This is a genomic window from Paraburkholderia sp. BL23I1N1, assembly GCF_003610295.1.
GTDB lineage: Bacteria > Pseudomonadota > Gammaproteobacteria > Burkholderiales > Burkholderiaceae > Paraburkholderia.
This window is the reverse complement of the sequence record NZ_RAPV01000002.1, coordinates 1,156,155-1,180,595: the sequence shown is the minus strand read 5'-3', so window position 1 is coordinate 1,180,595 and position 24,441 is coordinate 1,156,155. Positions and strand designations below refer to the sequence as shown.

The 24,441-nt window shown below is 60.9% G+C and carries 25 protein-coding genes; 13 read left to right on the top strand and 12 right to left on the bottom strand.

The genetic code is table 11. The features are described 5' to 3' along the window. Positions 1–108: 108 nt before the first annotated feature. Complete coding sequence (locus B0G76_RS37985; protein WP_120292536.1) at positions 109–309, top strand: hypothetical protein; 201 nt, start codon at positions 109–111, stop codon at positions 307–309. 361 nt (positions 310–670) lie between these two features. Here the strand turns inward: B0G76_RS37985 and B0G76_RS37980 are convergent, their stop codons facing one another. After that, the gene (locus tag B0G76_RS37980) at positions 671–2,500 is read right to left on the bottom strand and encodes a YadA family autotransporter adhesin (protein WP_120297806.1); all 1,830 of its coding nucleotides are present in this window, start codon (positions 2,498–2,500) and stop codon (positions 671–673) included. 322 nt (positions 2,501–2,822) lie between these two features. Here B0G76_RS37980 and B0G76_RS37975 point away from each other — a divergent pair, with 322 nt between their 5' ends. Further along, a complete protein-coding gene (locus tag B0G76_RS37975) occupies positions 2,823–3,632 on the top strand; it encodes a response regulator (protein WP_120297805.1) in 810 nt (269 codons plus the stop codon). A 7-nt stretch (positions 3,633–3,639) separates the two neighbouring features. Then, the gene (locus B0G76_RS37970; RefSeq protein WP_120297804.1) at positions 3,640–5,955 is read left to right on the top strand and encodes a sensor histidine kinase; all 2,316 of its coding nucleotides are present in this window, start codon (positions 3,640–3,642) and stop codon (positions 5,953–5,955) included. Positions 5,956–6,434: 479 nt separating this feature from the next. Here B0G76_RS37970 and B0G76_RS37960 read toward each other — a convergent pair whose 3' ends face one another. Further along, positions 6,435–7,154: an IS6 family transposase gene (locus B0G76_RS37960; protein ID WP_120297803.1), complete on the bottom strand. Its 720-nt coding sequence runs from the start codon at positions 7,152–7,154 to the stop codon at positions 6,435–6,437. 169 nt (positions 7,155–7,323) lie between these two features. Here B0G76_RS37960 and B0G76_RS44430 point away from each other — a divergent pair, with 169 nt between their 5' ends. Both B0G76_RS44430 and B0G76_RS44425 read left to right on the top strand, forming a co-directional pair. Continuing rightward, complete coding sequence (locus B0G76_RS44430; RefSeq protein WP_259460941.1) at positions 7,324–7,761, top strand: hypothetical protein; 438 nt, start codon at positions 7,324–7,326, stop codon at positions 7,759–7,761. Further along, positions 7,713–8,342, top strand: a complete 630-nt coding sequence (locus B0G76_RS44425) for an NAD(P)-dependent oxidoreductase (RefSeq protein WP_310793975.1) — start codon at positions 7,713–7,715, stop codon at positions 8,340–8,342. Before B0G76_RS44430 ends, B0G76_RS44425 begins: the two co-directional genes overlap by 49 nt. Here the strand turns inward: B0G76_RS44425 and B0G76_RS37950 are convergent. Continuing rightward, entirely contained in the window at positions 8,339–8,959 is a 621-nt protein-coding gene (locus B0G76_RS37950) for a plasmid fertility inhibition factor family protein (RefSeq protein ID WP_120297802.1), read from the bottom strand. The two genes, B0G76_RS44425 and B0G76_RS37950, sit on opposite strands and share 4 nt — an antisense overlap. An 89-nt stretch (positions 8,960–9,048) precedes the next feature. On the opposite strand from B0G76_RS37950, the gene B0G76_RS37945 reads away from it, so the two are divergent. The 3 genes from B0G76_RS37945 to B0G76_RS37935 all read left to right on the top strand — a co-directional run bounded on the left by B0G76_RS37945 (position 9,049) and on the right by B0G76_RS37935 (position 12,495). Further along, positions 9,049–9,873, top strand: coding sequence for a crotonase/enoyl-CoA hydratase family protein (locus B0G76_RS37945; protein ID WP_120297801.1), 825 nt, complete (start codon positions 9,049–9,051; stop codon positions 9,871–9,873). Positions 9,874–10,111: 238 nt separating this feature from the next. Further along, positions 10,112–11,278: an MFS transporter gene (locus B0G76_RS37940; protein WP_120297800.1), complete on the top strand. Its 1,167-nt coding sequence runs from the start codon at positions 10,112–10,114 to the stop codon at positions 11,276–11,278. Between the two features lie 53 nt (positions 11,279–11,331). Then, positions 11,332–12,495: an MFS transporter gene (locus B0G76_RS37935; protein WP_120297799.1), complete on the top strand. Its 1,164-nt coding sequence runs from the start codon at positions 11,332–11,334 to the stop codon at positions 12,493–12,495. Positions 12,496–12,797: 302 nt separating this feature from the next. Here B0G76_RS37935 and fahA read toward each other — a convergent pair whose 3' ends face one another. Both fahA and hmgA read right to left on the bottom strand, forming a co-directional pair. Next, a complete protein-coding gene (gene fahA, locus B0G76_RS37930; RefSeq protein WP_120297798.1) occupies positions 12,798–14,126 on the bottom strand; it encodes a fumarylacetoacetase in 1,329 nt (442 codons plus the stop codon). Then, positions 14,123–15,469 carry a homogentisate 1,2-dioxygenase gene (gene hmgA, locus B0G76_RS37925; protein ID WP_120297797.1) on the bottom strand — a complete coding sequence of 449 codons (1,347 nt, stop codon included), beginning with the start codon at positions 15,467–15,469 and terminating at the stop codon, positions 14,123–14,125. The genes fahA and hmgA overlap by 4 nt, the downstream gene beginning before the upstream one ends. Before the next feature lie 272 nt (positions 15,470–15,741). Here hmgA and B0G76_RS37920 point away from each other — a divergent pair, with 272 nt between their 5' ends. Beyond that, positions 15,742–16,575 (top strand): EAL domain-containing protein, encoded by an 834-nt coding sequence (locus tag B0G76_RS37920; protein ID WP_120297796.1) that lies wholly within the window; start codon positions 15,742–15,744, stop codon positions 16,573–16,575. A 57-nt stretch (positions 16,576–16,632) separates the two neighbouring features. Here the strand turns inward: B0G76_RS37920 and B0G76_RS37915 are convergent, their stop codons facing one another. Next, complete coding sequence (locus tag B0G76_RS37915; protein WP_120297795.1) at positions 16,633–17,418, bottom strand: IclR family transcriptional regulator; 786 nt, start codon at positions 17,416–17,418, stop codon at positions 16,633–16,635. A 116-nt stretch (positions 17,419–17,534) separates the two neighbouring features. Between B0G76_RS37915 and B0G76_RS37910 the strand changes: the two genes are divergently transcribed. Further along, complete coding sequence (locus tag B0G76_RS37910; protein ID WP_120297794.1) at positions 17,535–18,725, top strand: acyl-CoA dehydrogenase; 1,191 nt, start codon at positions 17,535–17,537, stop codon at positions 18,723–18,725. Between the two features lie 169 nt (positions 18,726–18,894). Here B0G76_RS37910 and B0G76_RS37905 read toward each other — a convergent pair whose 3' ends face one another. Continuing rightward, on the bottom strand, positions 18,895–19,533 hold the full coding sequence (locus B0G76_RS37905; protein WP_120297793.1) for a peroxiredoxin: 639 nt from the start codon (positions 19,531–19,533) through the stop codon (positions 18,895–18,897). A 355-nt stretch (positions 19,534–19,888) separates the two neighbouring features. Between B0G76_RS37905 and B0G76_RS37900 the strand changes: the two genes are divergently transcribed. The 3 genes from B0G76_RS37900 to B0G76_RS37890 all read left to right on the top strand — a co-directional run bounded on the left by B0G76_RS37900 (position 19,889) and on the right by B0G76_RS37890 (position 21,325). Next, entirely contained in the window at positions 19,889–20,191 is a 303-nt protein-coding gene (locus tag B0G76_RS37900) for a YqjD family protein (protein WP_094780836.1), read from the top strand. A gap of 139 nt (positions 20,192–20,330) precedes the next feature. After that, the gene (locus tag B0G76_RS37895) at positions 20,331–20,717 is read left to right on the top strand and encodes a phage holin family protein (protein ID WP_120297792.1); all 387 of its coding nucleotides are present in this window, start codon (positions 20,331–20,333) and stop codon (positions 20,715–20,717) included. 128 nt (positions 20,718–20,845) lie between these two features. Then, positions 20,846–21,325, top strand: a complete 480-nt coding sequence (locus B0G76_RS37890) for a DUF3318 domain-containing protein (RefSeq protein WP_120297791.1) — start codon at positions 20,846–20,848, stop codon at positions 21,323–21,325. A gap of 98 nt (positions 21,326–21,423) precedes the next feature. On the opposite strand, the gene B0G76_RS37885 is transcribed toward B0G76_RS37890, so the two are convergent. The 5 genes from B0G76_RS37885 to B0G76_RS37865 form a co-directional block, all read right to left on the bottom strand. Further along, positions 21,424–21,855, bottom strand: a complete 432-nt coding sequence (locus tag B0G76_RS37885; RefSeq protein ID WP_120297790.1) for a type IV pilin protein — start codon at positions 21,853–21,855, stop codon at positions 21,424–21,426. 10 nt (positions 21,856–21,865) lie between these two features. Then, on the bottom strand, positions 21,866–22,246 hold the full coding sequence (locus B0G76_RS37880) for a hypothetical protein (protein ID WP_310793971.1): 381 nt from the start codon (positions 22,244–22,246) through the stop codon (positions 21,866–21,868). Positions 22,247–22,430: 184 nt separating this feature from the next. Continuing rightward, entirely contained in the window at positions 22,431–23,240 is an 810-nt protein-coding gene (locus B0G76_RS37875; RefSeq protein ID WP_120298092.1) for a PilW family protein, read from the bottom strand. After that, entirely contained in the window at positions 23,237–23,608 is a 372-nt protein-coding gene (locus B0G76_RS37870) for a hypothetical protein (protein WP_259460940.1), read from the bottom strand. Before B0G76_RS37870 ends, B0G76_RS37875 begins: the two co-directional genes overlap by 4 nt. A 119-nt stretch (positions 23,609–23,727) precedes the next feature. Next, a complete protein-coding gene (locus B0G76_RS37865; protein ID WP_120298091.1) occupies positions 23,728–24,288 on the bottom strand; it encodes a GspH/FimT family pseudopilin in 561 nt (186 codons plus the stop codon). Positions 24,289–24,441 lie beyond the last annotated feature (153 nt).

The window sequence follows — 24,441 nt, the reverse complement described above, 5'->3', positions numbered from 1 at the left end:
TACCTGCTGCCTACGCTTCAAGTAGTGCGTCACCGCACTCGCATGCAAGGCTCGCTTCCGGCTGGTGGCTAGCCTTTACCGGGAGGGAGTCGAACCCTCTGGATTCCAATGACTGGTTTCCGCAATACACACTTCCTCCAATCCCAGGCTTCGCCTGGCGCTACCGAACTGAATCTCATCGAAATCCTCTGGAAGCACGCCAAGTATCACTGGCGCGGCTTCGTCACCTGGACCAAGGAAACCATCGATGCCGAGGTCAAAAAACTGCTCGACGGATTCGGCTCAGATTTTCAAATCAGATTTTCGTGAACACTTAATAAAAAGAAAGATGAGTGCCCGCGGGGGCTTTCTCATAGGTATTTTAATTTGTCTACAAAAAGCTTCTGACGACATCCGGGTATTGCGGGATCTAACAAATAGATTCCATTAACTATTGGCCACTCCGAAAGTAGGTCAGGATTTCCTGACATCTCTTTCAGGATATCTGTAATTTTTTCTCTATTTTTTAAAGTCAACTTCATGTAGCGACACGTATTAAAAAAGTGCAATCCGATTCATCCAAATGAAATGGGAATCGGTTCGGCAGGCCGTCTTGCCAGACACTTCTATTTCTTCCATGTCTGCCCGCTGCTGCAGCACAAGTGCGAGCAGCGGGACACACCCAGGTTACTTACCAGCGGTAGCCAACGCCTGCGCCAGCACCCACGGACCCGTGGCCGGAAACGCCCGTCGTGACCGAGCCTTTGACCATCCACTTTTGCGTCGCGACCGAGAGACCCACAGCCATCGCGGACTGCCCGCCGTAGTTGCCGGCCGCGAGTGCTACAACCTTCTCACCCGGCAACACCGCTTGCGGCAAGTTCGCCATGGCGATTGCGGATGCTGTACCCGCGCTCGCGTCACGGCGATATTTCTGCATGTCATCGCGAACGCTGTTGATTGCGCCATTCAACTGTCGCACATTGACGACATCAGTCGGAGCCGTACCGTCTGCAACGTTGGTAATCTGACGCTCAGCGCCCGGCGCACCAACAGAAACCGTGTTGTCCCGGTCTGCAACTGAATTTGCACCCAGGGCAACCGAATTGTTCGCGGTGGCCTGGCTGCTGGTGCCGATGGCGGTCGAGTCCGTGCCCGTGACTTTGGAATTCGTGCCAATGGCGGTTGCACGCGCGGCGGTGACTGTCGCGTTCGTGCCGATTGCCGTTCCGTCTTGACCCGAAACGTTCGAACCGCTGCCCACGGCGGTTCCGTTCGATACTGACACGACCGTATTTTTACCTACCGCCGTATCAGTCGGGTCTGCAACCGTGCCGTTCGCGCCGCTTGTCGAGATCGTGTCGACTGTCGCGGCCACTGTGCTCACCTTGGTCGACAGAGCCGAGACTTGTGAAGCAATCGAGAAAAGTTGCGAGCCGTTCACTGCGTCCGTACTCGTTGCGCTAATCTGCCCGGCGGCGACATTTTGCAACTGATGCTCCTGACCGACCGCGCCGAAACTCACCACGCCGGTCGGCGTCGCGCCGGCGAAGCCACCGAAGGTGACGCCGTTCAGCGTGACGCTGCTCACGTTGGTTGCCGCGCGCGTGACCGCGCCGGAACCGAGCGCCGTCGAATCAGCGGTCGAAGCCGCGGCTGCGTTACCGATCGCAATTGAATTGGCGCCTGTCGCCTGTGCGAGACCGCCCAGTGCAACCGTACCCGCTACTGCTGCGTTGGCGCTCACGCCCATGGATACGGAGCCGTTACCCTGCGCAAAAGCGCCATTTCCGAGGGCGACGGCTTCGCCGTTTAGTGCTTGGGCGCCCGGGCCGATCGCGATCGGCGAGGCAGGCGTAGTCGACGTTGCAGTAGCGTTTGCTCCAATCGCAATTGCGGAGTTATAGGATGCACCACCGTTTGCGACTGCGCCCACCCCTGCTGCAAATGCACCGTTACCAGTTGCAGAAGCGTGATTACCTAGCGCGGTTGAATTTGCTCCAGTGACCGATGCTTGTGCGCCCAAGGCGGTCGCGCCCGATCCGACCGCACTCGCGCCACCGCCATATGCCACGGCGTTATTTCCGCTTGCGACCGAATTAGCGCCAACGGCCGTGGCATTCTGGCCGCTTGCAGTTACCGTATCACCCAGCGCGGTTGCGGCTCCGCCATTTGCGGCGACATTGATCCCGACCGCTGTATTCTGACTCGTGTTGTTCGCGTCACCGGCTACAGCGGGAAGGGTCCCGCCTGTACTCGCGGACGGAGCCGTAGCTCCCCCAATCGTTGCAGTCGTCCCGCCGATCTCACCGCCAACTGCCAGGTTATCTGCATATGCATATCCAGCCGAGAGCGTGAGCGCCGTGAGCACAGCGAGTGCTACTTTCGACCTCAGGGGACGACCGACCTGCCCCATTTCCGCTTGCCCTGCTTCACCCTGTACGCCGCGCTGCGTCTCGGCTGCCGCGACCAGCGCGCCAAATCGGCGATTCCAAACCAACTTAAATCGGTTCTTGTTCATTACGTTCCGCTCTCACTTGTCTGATAGTCAATAAGGGGATTCATTTCTGGTCTCCGTCACGCTGTGCCGAGGGAGTCACGACACTGAGGCCATGCGGGATTATTGGCAGCGTTATTGCGGGAATCGTTTTGCTGGAGGGACGAAATGCTTTGACGGAGGGAAAATTCTTTGCCATGCGTGTGAAAACCGCTCGATTTAAATTGAATTAACAATCTGGTACGCTTCACGGCTTTATGCTGGCGACCGATCCCCGCGAGCCCCAAGCTCCGTAATCAGCCGCCGTTAACAGGAACGTTTCCCGTCAGATCCTTTCGCCTACACGATGCCGCCCCGAAACACCACCCTCACGGATGCCCATCTTCTTGTGGTAGACGATCAGCCTGATCAGCTGCGATTGTTGATTGACGTATTGCGCAACGCTGGATGCCGGATCAGCGTCGGATTCGACGGGTCACAGGCGTATCAACGAGCACTGGCGAATTCACCCGACCTCATCCTGATGGACGTGCGGATGCCGCGGATGGATGGATTCGCTGCCTGCCGGCTGCTTGCCGCGGACCCCCGCACCTCTGCGATTCCGGTTATCTTTCTCACCGTGGCTGGGGACCTTCACGATCGGATCAACGGTCTGGAAATCGGGGGCGTGGACTACGTGCTTAAGCCTTTCGAGCCGCACGAGGTACTTGCACGGATTCGCGTTCACCTCGCCCGGACACGCGGCAATCGGCAAACCGAAGATGAAGTATTCGCCTCGGACTTCACAGGCAACGGCGTCATTGTTCGCGCGGCCATTCGGCATTTGTCGCAGAAGCTGAGCGACGCGCCAACGGCCGAACAGCTCGCGCGCCTGGTGGGGACCAATGAAAAACGGCTGTCGCGTGCGTTCCGGGACAACCTTGGCAAGACCGTATTCGAGTATGTCCGGGACGAGCGCCTGCGGATTGCACAGAGGCTGTTGAGCAGCACGTCATTGAGTATCGCCAGCATCGCTGAAGAAATTGGCTTTTCCAGTGCCGCGAACTTTGCCACGGCGTTTCGCGAACGATTCGGTATGCCCCCGTCGACCTATCGGGGGGAATTTCGCAGCAGGGATCTGGCTGACACTGTGGAATCCGCCCTCGAGGCAGAGTGATGACGTCATGACTACGACCCGGTGGCTCCGCTTACTGTTCTTGTTTCTGTGCTGGTGGACCACCCATTCTTTTGCCGTTGATCTCGACACCACTGGGGCACGGACACAAGGGATTCCCGCCCTGGACCAGGCGCAGGTATTCGAAGACACCTCGGGCAAGCTGAGCCTGGACGACATCCTCATGCTGTCCGCGGGAGCCACGCAAGGCTTTCGTCCCATGCAGCAGAGTCGGCTGAAACCGGGTTTCACTCACTCGGCGTGGTGGCTCCGCGTGGCGGTGAGCAACCACGGTTCAGCAGCCCTCCCGCTCGTGCTCGTGTTCCAGGACGCACGCCTCCAGAAAGTGGACTTTTACACCGGTTATAGCGGCCACTGGACACATGACGGCATCGATCCCGTCCGCCCCGCGTCCCAGTCGTTTTCGTCGCGGTATCCGTTGGTCGATTTCACGCTTGCTCCCGGCGAACAACGCCTTTTTCTCATCCGGGTAGCCAGCGATACCGCGCTCACGCTGCAACCAAAGCTGTATTCCGCAGCGGCATACGACGCGCTGGAGAAACGCGCAGCGCTCTGGGACGGCGGATTGATTGGCGGAACGCTCGCACTGGCGTGGTGCGCGCTGCTCATCGCCTATTTTTCCCGCAGTGTCTCGTTTCTTGTACTATCTGCGCTGTGCGCGATGACAGCGCTGTTCGAAGCCGCGGATCGCGGCTATACGAAGCAATACCTGTGGCCTCTCGCGACTGAATGGAGCGCGAGAAGCGTGACGGTGCTCGGATGTACTGCCGTGCTGCTGTTCATTGCCTTTATCTTGCGCATCTCGCGCAGCGAAAAGGCAAACCTGCCCGCACACTACGTACTGTTCGGCTTTGCGTTGCTGGAGTGCGTTGCAGCAATAGGCGCCGCATTCGGCAATCTGTTCGTGTTCGCGCAAGTCGGCGTATATGTCAATGCGCTGTTCGGCGTCTTCACGGTGATTATCGCTGCACACCTCGCGCGTCAGGCGACCCCCACCGCGCGGATCATGCTGCTCGTCATGATCTTTTCGCTGTTCAGCTTTGCGTTGCGCATGGTCGAAACGCTTGGCTCCTTGCCGACAGTGCTCGTCTGGTTGAAGTCCGACATTCATCCGGACCCCGTCGTTGCAATCATTGGTTTGGCCACCAACCTCATTGTGCTTGCAGCGTGGATAAACCACATCGGAAAGCAGCGAATCGCGGCAAGAACCGAACTCGCAGACTGGCAAAGAACCGAACACGACCGCCTACGCGAACAGGTTGCGCAGCGCACATTGGAGTTGAACGAGGCATTGCTCTACGCCGAGAAGAAAAATCAGCAACTGATCGAAACCTTGGGTTATGTTAGTCACGACCTCCGTGCGCCGCTTGCTACGATCACGGGTTATGCCGGACAGTTGCGGGAGCTCGCGGATTCCAGGCAGGTGAGACCGATCCAGGCAATCGAGCGCAGCGTGAACTATCAACTCGGCCTGATCGACGAACTGGTCGGGTACGCGAAAACTGAGTTGCAGCCGCTGGAGATCGCCCCGGTCGCAACCAACCTGCCTGCACTTCTCGATGACATTGCCGAATACGCGGTCGCACTTTGCGCGCAGCTAAACAACCAGTTCAAGTATCGGGCACTGACGTCGCTGCCCCGTCAGCTGACGATCGACGGACGCCGGTTGCAGCAGGTACTGCTCAATCTGCTCTCGAATGCATCCAAGTTCACCCGCGACGGCTTCGTCACAATGACGGTGAGCGCGCGCCTGCAGCACGATCAATGGCACATGAGTTTTGAAGTCGCTGATACCGGCATCGGCATTGACATCGAAGCGCAGTCGAAACTCTTTACGGCTTTTCGCCAGATACAGGCTGTGAACGGTAGCACGGGGCTTGGCCTTATTATTGCGCAGCGCATTGTCAACACCATGGGCGGCGACTTGCGCGTGTCAAGTGCGCCGCATCGCGGCACCTCGTTTACCTTCGAACTCATCGTTCCATCTGCGGCAGATGAGGATGCGTTGCCGTCGAACATCGTAGAGCATTCTTCCGGCGGTTCCGCTCCTATTCGCTCACAACGCAAACACGCATTCGCCGTTGCCGTTCCTCCAGAGAGCGATCGTCGGGAACTGGCCGTTCTTGCGAAGGACGGACGCCTGACTGACATAGAGCGATGGATAGAAAAAATGATCACCGCTCACCCCACATGTACCGCGTTTCTGACTGACATGCGACATTGCCTCGAAGCGTTGGATTTCGCAGGCATCGAGGCTCTTGCTCTCGCACCGCACGAAACATACGACGTCTCGCGCGCCTGCTAACGTAGCCTGGCTGTTTTCAAGCTGGTGCAACTTTCGGCCGATATCCTCGAAACACTCGTGCGCAATGCAACGAAGTGAGACACACCACTGAAGCGTGCGACGCTCACCGGGGACAAATGAGGCGGCGGCCGGACGGCTGTCGCTCTTTGACAAACGGGCCGGCCGAGCAGGCTGCCAAGAAAACGGAGCAGCAGAAGATGGTGTGGACAACGGGCACGAGGCAGCGTGCGATCACAGTGACAGTCAAGGGCATATTTTGCGCAGCAACTGCGGGCCATGCGTACGCGCAGGTGTCACAACCAGCGAACGACACGCAAGCGACAAGCGTCGCGGTACAGGCCGATGTGAAACCCGACGTCACGCTGTCGGAGATCAAAGTGAAAGACGCGGCAAACGCGGCATCAGTCGGGCTCGTCGGCAAACGGGCTCTGGTGCAAATGGCTGGTCAGGCCGAGATTTTTCCAATAGATATGGATACCTTATCGATTGAACAGGACAGCATTCCAGACAGCGAGCGCAGCTGTATCTTTAAGCCCGAGCATGGAGAAGTTGAACTGACCCTCGCGAATGCGATGCATCAATTCGATGCCTGAAATCGTGGTCACGGCATTCCTGAATCGTTTGAAACCGAGCATCACGTTCGTTCTGGACTTGATGTTTCGATGGTCCTGCTCGATCAGATTGTTCAGGTATTTCGAGGACCGGATATTCGTGTCCTCAGGCAGCAGGCCATCGGCCTTCATCTCGCGCACGGCGCGGTGCGAGGCGGCATACCCATCGAGCGTGATCGTCTCCGGCGGCTGGCCCTGATGTTTGATTGCCTTGCTGAAAAAGGCTTTGGCCGCGGCCACGTCGCGCTTTGCTCTGAGCATGAAGTCTACCGTCTGGCCGGCTCGATCTACTGCACGGTACAGATAAACCCATTTGCCACGAACCTTCAGGTAGGTTTCGTCAACACGCCATGACGGTCCTGTGGGTATGCCAAAACGATTCCAACGCTTGACGAACTCCGGCGTGAAGCGCTTCACCCAACGCATGATCGTGGTGTGCACCAGCGACAAACCGCGCTCGGCCATCATCTCGACGATATCGCGCAGGCTGAGCTTGTAGCGAAGGTACCAGCGCACGCAGAGAATGATGACCTCCCGATCAAAATGCCGCCCATCAAACAACGCCTCCAGGCCTTTGCGCTTGCTCATCACCGACCACCAGATTGTTAGGCTGGATACTTTAACCGATTCGCCGAGCCTATTTGCACCAGAACCCAAGCCGCGATGATTACCATAAAGGGCCGATATACTGAACTGCTCGCATGCCACGCCGTAAGCCCGCATTCGCCGTACCAGTACGCACCCTTCGGAGCCATTCATGCGCATAATCCTGTTCAGCAGTCGCCAATACGACAACGACACGTTCGCCGAGGCTAACGGCACGCATCGCTATGAACTGCACTTCCAGGAATCGCATCTCGATGTCGAAACCGCGATCCTCGCGCACGGCTATGAAGTGGTCTGCCCGTTCGTCAACGACAACGTCGACGCCGCCGTCCTGGAACGCCTCCATGTCGGCGGCACACACATGATCGCGCTGCGCTCGGCGGGTTTCAATCACGTCGACCTGGCCACGGCCGAGCGGCTCGGCATGACGGTTGCACGCGTGCCGGCTTACTCGCCGCACGCGGTCGCCGAACATGCGGCCGGTCTGATTCTCGCGCTGAACCGACGCTTGCCGCGCGCACCCGTGAAGGCGATTTCTCGCTGCATGGGCTGCTCGGCTTCGACCTGCACGGCAAGACTGCGGGCGTGATCGGCACCGGCATGATCGGCCGCGTGTTCGGCCGCATCATGGCGGGCTTCGGCATGCAGGTACTGGCCCACGATCCCGGCACACCGGCTGAGGATCTGCTCGCGCTCGGCGCGCGCTACGTGCCACTCGACACGCTGCTGGCCGAAAGCGACATCGTCAGCCTGCATTGTCCGTTGGTGCCCGCCACGTACCATCTGATCGACGGCCCTGCGCTCGCGAAAATGAAGCGTGGCGCGATGCTGATCAATACCGGGCGCGGCGGCCTGGTTGAAGCCAATGCGCTGATCGGTGCGCTGAAGGACGGCCAGCTCGGCCATCTCGGGCTCGACGTGTACGAGGAAGAAGGCGGCCTCTTTTTCGAGGACCATTCGAACCTGCCCTTGCAGGACGATGTGCTGGCCCGTCTGCTGATGTTCCCGAACGTGATCGTCACCGCGCACCAGGCATTCTTCACGCGTGAGGCGATGAACGAGATCGCGCAGACCACGCTCGATAACGTCGCGGCATGGCAGGCCGGCACGCCGCGCAATGTCGTGCAATGTCGTGCAATGTCGTGCAATGTCGTGCAGGCGCGAAGTTAGGCGTTGCTGCCGCCGCCATCCACCGTGGTCGGGCGAATCGCGGTGCGCGCGTCGTCCGGTGCGCCGCAGATCTCGCGCAGCAAGGCCGCCTCGCGCTCATGCACTTCAACCGGAAACCAGCGCGCGCCCGCATCGGCCAGATAGCGCGCGCGATGCTGCCCGTTGCGGAACGCCACGACGCCTTCGCGCTCGAGACCAGTCCAGCCCAGCAGACCCGGCGCACGACGCGTCGAGATCGTCACGTAGGGCATCGGCGGAATGCGCGGATTGTCCGGATCGAGAAACTCGCGGATGCCGCGCACCTTGCCCGAATGCCATTCGGCAACCGGCTTCAGCACGTAATCGGTGTTGTCGCGATCCGCGCACTCCAGCAACTTGCGCGCGTCGACCATGACCACTTGATGGCGCGTGCCGTCAGTCACGAAGACGCGTCTCAGGCGCACATGGTCGTACCATGGATGGTCGTGCAAGGGCACGGTCCAGATCGTCTCGGCAGAGGCCTGCGCGGCTGCGGGCGATGAATTTGATAAGGGCAAAGGCAGGCTCGATGAGCTAGTTAAAAAACGCCAGCGCGTTAAAAGAGCGCTAACGCTACGAGCCGATTGTGAAAGAAACATGACAACCAACGGTATTAGTCAGCGTGCATGAGCACACTGCATGAGCACCCGGCATCAGCGGCCGGACGCGAACCTTTACGGACACAACGATGATAATCCCGCAATATCTGAATGAACACGTGCGCATCGAAGCCGACGAGGATACCGGTGTTGCCACCATCGTGCTCGAACGGCCCCTGCGGCGTAATGCCGTCGACCGTCCTACCGCGGAAGCGCTCAGCGCCGCCTTCCTGCGCTTTGAAGCCGAGCCGGCATGGCGCGCGGCCGTGTTGTTCGGGGCGGGCGGCACCTTCTGCGCCGGCGCGGATCTCACCGCGCTCGCCGACGGGACCCGCCGCAATGAACTGCACGCCGACGGCAGCGGTCCCGGCCCGATGGGGCCGACGCGCATGAACTTCAGCAAGCCGGTGATCGCCGCGATCGCCGGGTATGCGGTCGCGGGCGGCCTCGAACTGGCCGCAATGTGCGATCTGCGCGTTGTCGAAGAAGACGCCGTGCTCGGCGTGTTCTGCCGGCGCGTCGGGATTCCGCTGATCGATGGCGGCACGATCCGCTTGCCGCGTCTGATCGGGCTGTCGCGGGCGCTCGACCTGATTCTGACCGGTCGCGCGGTGGAGGCGCAGGAAGCGCTCAGCATCGGTCTCGCCAACCGCGTCGTGAAAAAGGGCGAGGCACGCGCGGCGGCGGAACAACTGGCCGCCGAACTGGCGGCCTTTCCGCAGGCGGCGCTGCTGGCGGACCACCACTCCGCATTGGCAAACAGCACGCTGGAGGATCTCGCCCTGGCGCTGCAGCGCGAAGGCGCGGGCGGCTATCAGGCGGTATTCGACGAGGGCGTGGCAGGCGCCGCACGTTTCGCCGAAGGTGCCGGCCGTCACGGCAACACTTTCAGGTCAGACGAAAGCAAGCAATAAAACGGCGCCATTCCGCTGGAAACACACGACGAAGCGGCACGGCGAAGCGGCATGCCAAAGCGCGCGCCCAGATGGCATTCAGCAAAAAACAACAGCCCGTTTGACGCTCAGCAAGGCTGTTTTGACTTAGGTAGAATCCCCTACTGTTTTCCCCTCGCATGGCGCATGCGTTCTCGCCCCGAAAAATGCGCGCCTGCCGCACGACGCTTCCCGTCGCGCCGATTCACGCTCCGTCATCATGCCTTTACCCCTGCTCGCCCTTGCCATTGCCGCTTTTGGAATCGGTACCACTGAATTCGTGATCATGGGCCTGCTGCCCGATGTCGCCCGCGATCTGTCCGTATCGATCCCGGCGGCCGGCATGCTGGTGTCCGCTTACGCGCTCGGCGTCACCATCGGCGCGCCGATCGTCGCAATCGCCGTGGCCAACATGCCGCGCAAGAAGGCGTTGATGAGCCTGATCGGAGTCTTCATCGTCGGCAATCTGCTGTGCGCGATCGCGCCGGGCTACGCGGTGCTGATGGCCGCGCGCATCGTCACGGCGTTTTGCCATGGCGCGTTCTTCGGCATCGGTTCGGTAGTCGCGGCCGGTCTGGTTGCGCCGAACCGCCGCGCGCAGGCCATTGCGCTGATGTTCACCGGCTTGACGCTCGCCAACGTGCTCGGCGTGCCGCTCGGCACCGCGCTCGGTCAGGCGGTGGGCTGGCGCGCGACCTTCTGGGCCGTCACCGGCATCGGCATTCTCGCTGCGGCCGCGCTCGCGGTATGCCTGCCGGCGAAGATCGAGATGCAGAAGGCGAGCCTCGTACGCGAATTCAGCGTGCTGAAGAACCCGCAAGTGCTGATGGTGCTCGGCATCAGCGTGCTCGCGTCGGCCAGTCTGTTTTCCACCTTCACCTACATCACGCCGATTCTCGAAGACGTGAGCGGTTTCACGCCGCACGCGGTCACCTTCGTGTTGTTGCTGTTCGGCCTCGGCCTGACGGTGGGCAGCACGCTTGGCGGCAAGCTCGCGGACTGGCGGTTGATGCCCTCGCTGGTCGCGTTTCTGCTGGCGATCGTCGTGATCCTGACCATTTTCACCGGCACGATGCACGCCGAGATTCCGGCCATGATCACGATCTTCGTGTGGGGTATTCTGGCCTTCGCGATCGTGCCGCCGCTGCAAATGCTGATCGTCGACCGTGCGAGTCATGCGCCGAATCTGGCATCGACTCTGAACCAAGGTGCGTTCAACCTTGGCAATGCAACGGGCGCGTGGCTAGGTGGCATGGCGATCGGCGCGGGCGCACCGCTCACTACGCTGCCGTGGGTCGGCGTGGCAACTTCGATCGGTGCGCTGGCGCTGACGCTGTGGTCGGTGTCGATCGACCGGCGCGCGCAACGGATGGCGGTGGCCGGGTAACCCAATCCGCACACAGGTGCGAATGACGCGAGGCCGTAGTAGCATCTCGGCCGATGAAAGTCATCTTCACACGCGATTTCCTCGCGCTGATCCTGAGCGTTGCTGTCGTCGGACTCGGCAGTGGCGCCACGCTGCCCCTCACCGCCCTTGCGCTAACGCAAGCCGGCTATGGCACCGACGTGGTCGGTTTGCTGACCGCCGCGCAAGCGGGCGGTGGCCTGATCGTCGTGCCGTTGGCCGGTTGGGTCGCGGCGCGCTTCGGTGGCCGCCAGGTGATCGTCGGCGCGGTGCTGGTGGTTGGGCTCGCCACCGCGCTGATGCAGCTCACCGCGAACCTGTGGCTATGGGCGGTGTTGCGCGTCCTCTGCGGCGCGGCGCTGATGCTGCTCTTCACGATCAGCGAAGCATGGGTCAACCAGCTCGCCGATGATGCCACCCGCGGGCGGGTCATCGCCATCTATGCGACCAATTTCACGCTGTTCCAGATGTCGGGTCCGGTGCTGGTGAGCCAGATCGCCGATTTCATGCACTGGCGCTTTCTGATTTGCGGCGCGCTTTTCCTGCTGGCTTTGCCGGCGCTTGCCAGCATCCGCAAGACGCCGCGAGCGTCGGAAGATGAACACGCGGCGCACGGTAGCTGGCGCCATGTGCTGCCGCAGATGCCGGCGCTCGTCATCGGTACGGGTTTTTTTGCGTTGTTCGACACGATCGCGCTGTCATTGCTGCCGCTCTTCGCGATGGCGCACGGCGTTACTAGCGAGGTGGCTGTGCTGTTTGCGTCGGCCCTGCTGCTCGGTGACACGACCATGCAGTTTCCGATTGGCTGGCTCGCGGACAGGCTTGGGCGCGAGCGTGTGCATGTTGGCTGCGGTGTGATCGTTGTGGTGTTGCTGCCGTTGCTGCCTTGGGCGATGAATTCGCCGTGGTTGTGCTGGCCTTTGCTGTATGTGCTCGGCGCTGCGGCCGGGGCGATTTATACGCTGTCGCTGGTTGCGTGTGGCGAGCGGTTTCGTGGCGTCGCGCTGGTGTCGGCGAGTTCACTCGTGGGGGCGTCTTGGAGCGCGGCCAGTTTTGGTGGGCCGCTTGTGGCCGGTGCCTTGATGAAGGGGGCCGGGAATGATGCGATGGTTGGGGTGCTTCTGGTTGCTGCGTTTGCGTTTCTTGGTGCTGCGTGGTGGGAAAGGCGGCGTGCGCCGGTGCGGGTTGTTGGGTCGTGAGTTTTGTTACCGGTTGCGGCGGTGTTGGCCTTTCCTTGATTTCTTAGTGGTCTATCAGCGTTGCCCCTGTGCGGGGCGGCACTCACTTCTCTTTGCCGGCCGCAAAGAGAAGTAAGCAAGAGAAAGCGGCTCAAACCGCTAATTCTTAAGCGGCTCCCCCGCACAGTTGCGGTAGTGGTGCATCTGGAATCTGTGCCCTCACACACTCGGCGTGAGTGACAAGGGCGTCTTACTTCCCGCCTCGCACTGCGTGCTCGCCGGAACGGTCCATCCCTCCCCTCGGCCGAGGGGTTCGGTCCGCGTTATTTCTGTGCCGGCAGAATTTCCCCCACGCACGTGCCGAAACCGACGCGGTACCCGTTGCCCTGGCACCAGCCGGCGAGCGTCAGTTCGTCGCCGTCTTCGATAAACCCTCGTGTGCCGCCTTCCTTCAATTCCAACGGATTCTTGCCGTTCCATGTGGACTCAAGCAGGCTGCCGCATGAGTCGGCAGTCGGGCCGCTGATCGTGCCCGAACCCATTAGATCGCCAACCCGCGTATTGCAGCCCGATACCGTGTGATGCGCAAGCTGCTGCGCCATCGTCCAGTACATGTGCTTGTAGTTGGTCCGCGAGATCGTGGTTGCCTGTTTGGCGCTTTGCGGGCGCAGCGTTACTTCCAGCGAGATGTCGAATGCGTGCTTGCCGTTGTGGCGCAAGTACGCCAACGGTTGCGGCTCCTGCGACGGCTGCTCGACGCGGAACGGTTCGAGCGCGTCGAGCGTCACGATCCACGGCGAGATGGTGGTCGCGAACCCCTTGGAGTTGAACGGACCAAGCGGCACGTATTCCCATTGCTGAATATCCCGCGCACTCCAGTCGTTCAGCAACACCATGCCGAAGATGTGCGCTTCCGCATCGTCACAGGCAATCGGCTCGCCCAATGCGTTGCCGCTGCCGATCACGAAACCCATCTCCAGTTCGATATCCAGCTTGCGGCATGCGCCGAACACGGGACGCTCCTGATCCGGCAGTTTCAACTGGCCGTTAGGACGCCGCACCGGCGTCCCGCTCACCACCACCGACGATGCGCGTCCGTTGTAGCCGATCGGCATCTCCGACCAGTTCGGCAACAGCGCATTCTTCGGATCGCGAAACATCGAACCGACGTTCGTCGCGTGCTCCTTCGACGAGTAGAAATCGGTATAGCCCGGAATCTGCACCGGCAGATGCAGTTGCGCATCGGCCTGACGCACCAAGGCTTTCGAACGCAAATCGGCGTTGTCGCGCAAGGTCGCCGTGTCGCGCTTCAACAGATCGCTCAACTGAATGCGCACGCTGCGCCATGCGTCGCGGCCGAGCGAGATGAAATCGTTGAGAGTGTCCTGCTCGAATACCTGATCTTTCACTGCAACGAATTGATCGGCCGAGGCGATCGGGAGCTTGAGCAAGCCTGCGGATTTGAGCACGCTTAGATCGACGATCTCGTCGCCGATCGCCACACCCACGCGGCGCGTGGCGTTGGCCTTGTCGCTGAAAATGCCGAAAGGCAGGTTCTGGATCGAAAAATCGTGGGTCGACTCGTTAGCCGACTCGATCCAGCTCTTGCGCGACGGATCGAGCGTCGCCTGAAGATCGCTCAATGCGTTCATCGTTGCTCCGGGTTGAAGTGTTTCTTGAGACCTTGCCAGCACTCGTAGTAATTCGCCTGCAGTTGTGCCGTTTCGAGCGCGAAGCGGGTCGGCTTGATCAGCGTGCGCGTTTCGAACATAAAGGCCATCGTGTCGCCGACTTTCTTCGGCGTCGACGTATCGCCATGCGACGCTTTCTCGAAGGTGTCCGCGTCCGGGCCGTGACCCGACATGCAGTTGTGCAGACTCGCGCCGCCCGGCACGAAGCCCTCGGCTTTCGCGTCGTACACACCGTGCACGAGGCCCATGAATTCGCTCGCGACGTTGCGGTGGAACCAGGGCGGGCGGAACGTATCTTCGGCCGCGAGCCAGCGCGGCGGGAAAATCACGAAGTCGATCGTGTCGACGCCCGGCGTATCGCTTTGCGCTTGCAACACCAGAAAGATCGACGGGTCCGGATGGTCGAAGCTGATCGAACCGATCGTGTTGAAGCGACGCAGATCGTATTTGTACGGCGCGTAATTGCCGTGCCACGCGATCACGTCGAGCGGCGAATGGTCGATATCCGCGCGCCACAAGTTGCCGTTCATCTTGGCGACGAGTTCGAAGTCGCCTTCGCGGTCTTCATACGCGGCATGCGGCGTGAGGAAATCGCGCGGATTGGCGAGGCCGTTCGAGCCGATCGGGCCGAGATCCGGCAAACGCAGCAACGCGCCGAAGTTCTCGCAGATATAGCCGCGCGCGGCGCCGTCCGGCAGGCTCACCGCGAAGCGCACGCCACGCGGAATCACCGCGATTTCGAACGGCTCGACGTCGAGTCGCCCCATCTCTGTAGCGATATGCAGGCGGCCTTCCTGCGGCACGATCAGCAATTCACCGTCGGCGTTGTAGAAGAAGCGATCCTTCATCGAGCGGTTCGCTGCGTACAGGTGGATCGCGCAGCCGTTCATTGCTTCAGCTGAACCGTTGCCCGCCATCGTCACCCAGCCGTCGATGAAGTCCGTCGGCTCGGTGGGCATCGGCAATGCGTCCCAGCGCAGCTGGTTCGGCGGCGTCGGCGGCACCTCGGCGAAGTTCGCAACGAGCCGCTCCGACGGCAGTTGCGTGAAGGGCCTGTGGACCGCCGCCGGACGAATCCGGTACAGCCACGAACGGCGGTTATGCCCGCGCGGCGCAGTGAATGCCGTGCCCGACAGTTGTTCGGCGTACAAGCCATAGGCTGCGCGCTGCGGCGAATTGCGACCTTCAGGTAGCGCGCCCGGCAAGGCCTCCGTGGCGAATTCGTTCGCGAATCCCGACTGATAGCCCGGCTCGATCTCGAGCCGCGAACTGGCGGTATTCGGCGTGCGGGTTTGGGTATCCATGCAAGTTTCTCCGTTGAAACGCATACGCAACTGCCCTCGCAGCCGCGCCACAATTTACGTATGGTAAAACTAATTACGTATAGTGAAATTAACGTATACCCTGAAAGCCACCCACAAAAACCCCGGCAGCCTGTGGTGACAAGCGTTTGCCCGATATCGTTATCAGCATTTTGTTCAAGTGCGCGCGGCGCGGACTGCTACCATCAGGGCATGCGGCAACGAGTCGCGTTGCCGAGCGCCGAGCGCGCACCTATCGCCATTCATTCGCCTACATGATTCCGCCGACCATCCCCAACCTGATTGCCCGCGCCGCCGATCACCCGTTTCTTGGCGAACATCTGGTGATGGGAACAGGCGTGCATAGCGACATCGCGCTGGCACAGTTCGACGGCGTCGAGCTCGCCAGTGCCTATGAGCCGATCTTCGATATCAGCGTGCACGCGTTGGCGCAGTCGTTGTCGTCGGGCGCCGAAGGCGTGGATCGTTTCGGCGACGAGCTCGGGTTTCAGGCGGTCACGCAACGCCTCGACGGCGCGCCCTTTGATGTCTTCGATCCCTTCGAACGTATCGCCGACGATCAGGAACTGGTCGCGCTCGACCGCATGTCGCGCGCGCTGCACGCGATCAATTTCTTCGGCGCGCAGCGTCACGGGCTTCTGTTTCTGCGCGTGCACGAGCGCCTGCTCAAGAGCGTCAAGTACGACCACGGACGGCATTTTTCGAGCGTGCTGGTGTCGTTTGGACTGAACCCGTCGCGCGTGGTGATCGAGTTGCCGGCGGCGGCGGTCGCGCATAAGACATTCCTGGGCTATCTGACCAAGAGTTATCAGCGCTACGGCTTCAAGGTGGCGGGGAATCTATCGAATGCGGGGCAGATTCTGTCGGTGTCGGAAACGGCGCGGCTCGACTTCATCAAGATGGATGCGGCGATCGCGTTGCGCGATGCGATGGTGAAGCCGCTAGTCGGCTATGCGAGCCGGCTGCGGATTCCGCTGATCTTCAATCGGGTAGTGGATGAGCCGCAGTTCCTCGCGCTGCAGCAGTACGACGTGCGCTTCGTGCAAGGGCCGTTGTTCACCGCGCATTATCACGATCGGGCGACGTGATTCAATTAGTTTGAGCTTGAGTTCGACCAGCAGGATCTGGCCTGGTTGGCATGTGCTTCAACCGGTATCACCCAAACGGCGTGCTAGCGCCTTCAGACGCGGCGCCACGGTTTCCCGAAACATCGCCTCTCCCATCGACGACGCCGGCCCGCTGCAACTCAGCACCAGCCAGCGGCCTTCGCGCGGTTCGCGAAACGGCACCGCGACCGCGTTCACGTCGTCATGCCACGCGCGGAACGAATAGCAGCAGCGTTCCTGCGCGAAGGTTTCGATTTCCTTTTCGGCATCTGCCACCAACGCAGCGCCCTCTTCGCCAGCGGCTTTCTTAAGCTCGGCCAGCAGCGCGGCGCGCACGCCCAACGGCTGCACTGCCAGATACGCGCGCCCCATCGAACTCGTCAGCATCGACAGTTTCGAACCGGAGGCGAGTCCGAGCGTCAGCGCGGTTTCGCTGCGGATCGTCTCCAGATAAATCATGTCGAGGCCGTCACGACATCCGAGCGACACAGCCGCACCCACTTCGCGCGCGAAGGTACGCATGTGCGGGCGCGCGAGTTCGAGCGTGTCGGTGCCCGAAAGCAGCGCGAAACCTAGCGACAGCACGCCGGCGTCGAGCGCATATTTACCCAGGGTTTCGTCGAGCCGCAGATAGCCGAGCACGGTCAGCGTGTAGGCCAAACGGTTGACGGTTGCCTTCGGCAAACCCGTGCGTTCGACGAAATCGCGATTGCCAAGCATCGTTTCGCCCGGCTTGAACGCACGCAGCAGGTCCAGCCCACGTGCAAGGGCGACGACGAATTTGCGTTCGTCGAGCGGGTCGGAAAGTGTAGATGTGGGCATCATGGGGTGATACACTCAGGCGAAGTTTGCAAAACATTGTTTCGCATAGCGGAACTCGTGTCAAGCTTTACCTCAAGCTCAAACCCGTTTTAGCCAAGTAGAGAATCAGGAGATACGTCATGGCAGAGGCCGCGCAGTTTCACTGGGAAGACCCGTTGCTGCTGGATCAGCAGCTCACTGAAGACGAACGCATGGTGCGCGACGCCGCCGCCGCTTACGCGCAGGACAAGCTGCAACCGCGCGTGCTCGAAGCGTTCCGTCACGAGAAGACCGACATCGAGATCTTCCGCGAGATGGGCGAGCTCGGCCTGCTCGGCCCGACGATTCCTGAGCAATACGGCGGTCCCGGTCTGAACTACGTGGCGTACGGTCTGATCGCGCGGGAAGTGGAGCGCGTCGATTCCGGCTACCGGTCGATGATGTCGGTGCAGTCGTCGCTCGTGATGGTGCCGATCTACGAATTCGGCTCGGAAGCGCAAAAGCAGAAGTACCTGCCGAAGCTCGTCACTGGCGAATGGATCGGCTGCTTCGGCCTGACCGAACCGAACCACGGCTCCGATCCGGGCAGCATGATCACGCGAGCCAAGAAAGTCGACGGCGGCTATTCGCTGTCGGGCTCGAAGATGTGGATCACCAATTCGCCGATCGCGGACGTGTTCGTCGTGTGGGCAAAGCTCGAAGAGGACGGCAAGGACGCGATCCGCGGCTTCATTCTCGAGAAGGGATGGAAGGGGCTGTCGGCGCCGACGATCCATAGCAAGGTGGGCTTGCGCGCGTCGATCACGGGCGAGATCGTGCTCGACGACGTGTTCGTGCCGGAAGAGAACCGCTTCCCCGAAGTCAGCGGCTTGCGCGGTCCCTTCACGTGCCTGAACTCGGCGCGCTACGGGATTGCCTGGGGCGCGCTCGGCGCGGCTGAAGCATGCTGGCACACGGCGCGTCAGTACGTGCTGGATCGCAAGCAGTTCGGCCGGCCGCTCGCCGCGAACCAGTTGATTCAGAAAAAGCTCGCCGACATGCAAACCGAGATCACGCTTGGCCTGCAAGGCGTGTTGCGTCTCGGCCGCATGAAAGACGAAGGCACAGCCGCCGTCGAAATTACATCGATCATGAAGCGCAATTCGTGCGGCAAGGCACTGGACATTGCACGGCTCGCGCGTGACATGCTCGGCGGCAACGGCATCTCGGACGAGTTCGGCATCGCGCGGCATCTGGTCAATCTGGAAGTCGTGAACACGTACGAAGGCACGCACGACATTCACGCGCTGATCCTCGGGCGCGCGCAAACGGGGATTCAGGCGTTTTTCTGACCCGCCGATTGGTTTACTGGTTTGATAGCGGCATTTCGTCCTGGCCACTGAAATAGAAAATCGAAACGTAGATGGCAAAAAGGCCGGTTCATTTGAACCGGCCTTTTTTCGTTGCGCCACCGCGTTGAAGCTAACGGCGCGCTTCGTGAAGCATCCGCTGCCTACTTGCTTACTTGTTCGGCTGCGGCGTCATACGCAGGTACGGGCGCAGTGCCTTGTAGCCCTTCGGAAATTTCTGCTTGATGATTTCTTCGTCTTTCAACGACGGCACGATCACCACGTCATCGCCCTGCTTCCAGTTGCCGGGCGTGGCAACCGAGTGGTGGTCGGTGAGTTGCAGCGAGTCGATCACGCGCAGCACTTCGTCGAAATTGCGCCCGGTGCTGGCCGGGTAGGTAATGATCAAACGCACCTTCTTCTTCGGATCGATCACGAACAGCGACCTGACCGTGAGGGTCTCATTGGCGTTCGGGTGGATCATGTCGTACAGCTCGGAGACCTTGCGATCGCCGTCGGCGAGAATCGGGAAGCCGACATTGGCGGCTTGCGTCTCGTTGATGTCCCTGATCCATTCCTTGTGCGACTCGGCGTTGTCAACTGACAGCGCGATCGTCTTCACATTGCGTTTCTCGAATTCGCCGGCCAGTTTCGCCGTCAAACCCAGCTCGGTCGTGCAGACCGGCGTGAAATCAGCAGGGTGCGAGAACAGCACGCCCCAACTATCGCCCAGCCATTCGTGGAACTTGATGCGGCCAACACTCGACTCCTGTTCGAAATCCGGTGCGGTATCGCCAAGACGTAGACTCATGAAGCAGCTCCTTGATTGTATTCGGACATTCCGCGCGAGCATTCGCCCGCGACGCCATGCTAAAGCGCGCCTGGCAAAACTACAGCATACGGGAGCGACGGTACACGACGAACCAACATCGCGTCACAACTTTATGCGTTTTTGTAATTTTCGCCGATTTAGTGGAAACTTTGCGGGACAGATCAACTCCATCTTTGGCAAACTTTGCCACGCGATGCTGCAAAGTGAAGTTTTAAGGTTTTGCTTCAACCGGGAACGGTTCGTGCGTTCGTTTTCATGAACTGAGCGCTGCGCTCGCCAGCAGCCGTTTCTTTGGTTACGATTCACGCGTGGCGTGAGACGAAGGGAGCTGTCAATGTCGGAAGTCAACAAGGAGAGATTGATGTCGGATATCAAAACCGTCCTCGCGGACGCTGAAGATTTGCTGAAACAGGCCGCGAGCGCCACCGGCGAGCGCGCTTCGGAACTGCGTGAAACGGCGCTTACGCGCCTGAAGCAGGCTAAGGAAAAGGCGGCTGACGTACAGGTCGTGGTGGTCGAGAAAGGTAAGAAGGCCGCACGCGCTACCGACGATTACGTGCACGAGCATCCGTGGGCATCCATCGGCATTGCCGCGGGCGTCGGCGTACTGCTGGGGCTGTTGATCAACCGCAAATAATACTGGTGACACTGCCGGAGCCAATCGCGCCCGGCACACCAGCGAATCAAGTTGACCGGCGCACTTCTGGCCGGTCCGCTTCTCTTGGCGCGCTCGTTTTTGCGCGCCAGTTAGCCCTTCACGCGCAACGCCCAAAGCCATGACGATCGAAACACAATCGCAGCACGGCGAACATAGTCCGTTGCGCCGTATCATCGGATCCGTGTTTGCCATTCTGCAAACGCGGCTTGAACTGGTCGGTATCGAACTCGCCGAAGAAAAAGATCGTCTGCTTGGCGTGCTGTTCCTCGGCCTCGCCGCCATGATGCTCGCGACAATGGCCTTGATCGCATTGACGGCGCTGATCGCCATCGCGTTCTGGGACACCTACCGATTGCAGGCACTTGCCGGCATCACGGTGGTTTATGCCATTGCGGGGATAGCCTGTGCACTGAAAGCGCGCAGCGGTTTGCGCAATGCCCCAATGGTGTTCGAAGCCACCCTTGCCGAGTTTGAAAAGGACCGCGAGGTGTTTCGCAAACCGTGATACGGCAGGCGTAGTGGGCTCACGGGCGCGCCTCAAGCGCGGTACGCCTTTTTGCAGATACTTCGCCAACGCCTCGAGCGATTTGCAGCACTGATTTACCGCCCCACTTCCACTGCCGCCGACACGCCATGAGCCAATCCCACTCCGATAACGCATTTCGCAACAAACGCTACCAGGCTAAAGATCTGAGCGCGCCGCATCTGCGAGCGCTGCGCAAGGAATTGCTGCTGGTGCGCGCGGATGTCGAGCGCATGGAACTCGCCCAGGCAACCATCGAATTGCGGCGAGCCGTCACGCACTTCAGCTGGCTCAAATTCATTCTGCCGGGCTTCGGCGGCATGCGCATGGGTAGCAGATCGAAGGCGGGCATCCTCAATGCAGGGAGCATTGGCGCGCTTCTCAAACAGTACCCGCTCATCAGTTCGATCGCTTCGATTCTGTTGGCCAAGCCGCTGCGCGCGACTATCGTAGCGGGCGCAAAACCCACGCTCAAATGGGGTAGTCTTGCGCTGGCCGGGTGGGAAGCGTATCGAATCTGGAAGCAGATGAAGAATGATTCCGCCAAGTCGACCAGGGGCAAGAAAGAGCCTGTTGATAGCGGGTATTGAAACGCGGTGCAAAAACAGGCTATTTGTTTGCCGTTGCGCTTTGATCCTCGGGTCGGCTCGTTCCCAGTAGCGCTTCCTGGCGTGTATTCCAGTGCTCCCTAGCTCGTATTCCAGCACTCGCTGCCTGGCGGCGCTGTAGCGTTTGCGCTGCTTCGGTTGCCCCGCACCCCTGTCGCATCCAGTGTGAAGGTGCCGCATGCATCGTCGCGCATCGGGCCGAATTCGATCGGCGTTGCCTCTACCGAATAGCCACCGTTTGCGTCGTCCGCCGGCAGCACTTGCAACCGGTAGAGTGGCGTGCCGAATTGCGGCGCCTGATCCAGACCCGGTGGCAGTGTTGCGGTCCCATTGCCTGCCGCTCCCTCGACGAATTGCGCTGCCCGATAAAGAGCGGATGCCGCGTCAATCCTGTGTGTTCGCGCGACATGGCTCCGGTATGACGGCACGGCAAACACGACCAGCGCCGCGGCTATTGCCAGCGCGATCATCAATTCAAGCAGCGTAAATGCGGATGTGCGCGGCCTCGTCATAAACCTCCCGTCAAAATGGGCGTGCGGCGACGCGACGCCAATGGCGCTCGATCTGCCCGCCTGCGATCACGAGCTCCATCTGCAACCACACCTGCGACTCTTTGGTCCGACCGAAGCCACGCGTAGTCAACAAATACGCTCTGGCATCGGCGCGCGTGCCCAGACGCCAGGCTTCGATCAGACATTGCGGCGCACGCAACGATCCGGGCCATTGCGCGACCGGCACGACGGCACCGGCCTCAAAGGCGGCTTCGTGCTTCCATTGCGTCGGCTCGCCGGATGAGAGCGGCGCCACCGGCTGCGGCTCGAAAGCCGTCGCGGCGACAGCGTTCCGGGCGCACAAGGTCAGCGCCGAATCCGCTGCATGAAATGCCTGCAAATAGTCGCGCACATTGTTGGCGCTGCGCGCGATGTTGCGAACCAGGCCGCGGAGGTGGTCAACATCATCGCGGAAATCAGCAGGACGATCGGCAGGACGATACCGCGATGGCGAACACGCGATCGACGACCAGTACGGATAAGACGTGTCAATCGTTTCGATGAAACGCGGAGCGTTGGGTTACAAAGGCCTCCGGTCACAGGGCGTCCGCCGCGTGATTGCGTATCGCCACCCGCCTCGAGAAAGCCTGCCGCGCCCGCATGTCGACGCCAGGAACGCTCGCGCCGTCGCAATCGACATAGCGCACACGCCGTCCTTGCGGCGCGCCGCGGACGAGCACGCAGAGATCGACGGCGACGATCTTCGCCCATTGAGCGGCCGTCACCCCCGACGCGTCTATTGCGCCCAACCCGCCGACCGGCCAGTACTTGAGTCGCACGCGCTCGACGCCTTCTACCAACGGCTGCGCGGACCCCGCCTTGCCATTGCCTTCACAGTAAAGTTCCGGCTCGCCCGTCGACCCGCTGATCCTGGCGAAGTATCGGTTGACCACCAACACACCCTGCCCATTGAGTGCCGCATTGTTGCTCGCTACAGCCTTGCCGAGGCAGTCGGTCGATTGGCCGGTCGTTGACGCCCACGTCGAGACGTTGTCCCCGACATAACGAACCACGATGCCGTCGGAGCGGCTTGCCAGCGCCTCGCAGACAAGGTTGTCGTCCGCACCGGTCGGGCGTCCTCCCGAACAACCGAATAAGGGTGGCGGACTATTGAACCTCACGACGTCCGCGGGCACGAAGCCGGCCATTTGAAGTTGCTGACCCATCAGCGTCAGCGCGCTCAGGCCGGCTTCGCGGATTCGCATCGCATCGCCCGCGCGCTCGAACACATTACGCTGCGTTGTATAGAGCGAAACCACGCCTGCGGTCACCACCAGCCCAAGCGCAATTGCGATCACAAATTCGACGAGCGTATGACCGCGTGTGCTGTCTATACGGCGCTTCATTTCGCGAACGCCAGCGCGACGCATGAGGCGCTTGTTGGAACCTCCGCACCACCACACGACTCGGGTTTGTCGATGACATCGTTGGCGCGTGGCGTGTCACGCAGCGCCGTCCATGTGACACGTGCGAGCAACACGCCGCCGCTTTCCCCTACCGACGCTTCGCCCCGCGGCAACAGGGCGGTTGCTCGCGCGCTCCATTGCCTGACCGACGAATCGCCTGCCGAGGGCTCGCGCATCGCTTCGGCAACGGAATCGGCAATCCACGCCGCGTGCTCGCGCATCGCCGTCGCGCGGGCCTCGCGCGCAGTCCACAATTGACCGGCGATCAATCCGAGCGCCGTCACTGCCATCAGGGCAATGGCCAGCATCACTTCGATCAGCGAACTGCCCGCATGCCTTGTTGAACGCCTTGACGAGCACCTTGTGGAGGGCCTTGGTGGGCACCTTGCCGGGACGTTACGCGCCCATAGGTTCGAAGGATGTCGGCTCATGACGCCGCTCCACACGCGCTCTCGACAATCCGCGCACGACCTCCCGCCGCGACGCGGATGCAACGCCGCCACTTGTCCCCCTTAGTCGCTTTCGACGGCACGCGTGGCGCGATATCAAAGCTGCGAAAGGTGCCGATCAACTGCCCCGCCGGCGGCGCAAACGTGAGATTTGTCTGCGTCCCGGTGATGCTGACCGCTGCAAGCAAAGGATGCGCGCGCAATAGCGAGACCGTGCCACCTCGTTCGACCAGGACGGCCCAGCCGCACGACCAGTCGGTGACGCCATTGCCGCACGCTTGCCCTACGGCAAGACAATGCCGCGCCGCGTCGATTCGGCATACGGTGACGCGAGCACCGCGGCGCAATGCTTCGCTGCGCGCATAGGCGAGCGTCGAAGCAGGCGCTTTCGCGCGTGCGTCAACCTGATCCCGCACGTGCCATGCAACGAACGATGGCGTCGCCATCACCGCGATGACCGCCTGCAGCGCGACAACCGCCAGCGTTTCGACAAGCGTAAAGCCGCGGCGTGGCCTCAAACAGACTGCATCCCAATTCATCTGCATCCCTGATCGTTTCAAAGAATACAGTCAATCTAGCGATTCGCAAACGGGTCGACAATCGGCCGAATGGCCAGGTGGCACTCAGACGCTATCCCGCGCAAAAATGCACGCGTAACGAACCATAACGGGAGCGGAGATGCAGAAGCGCGA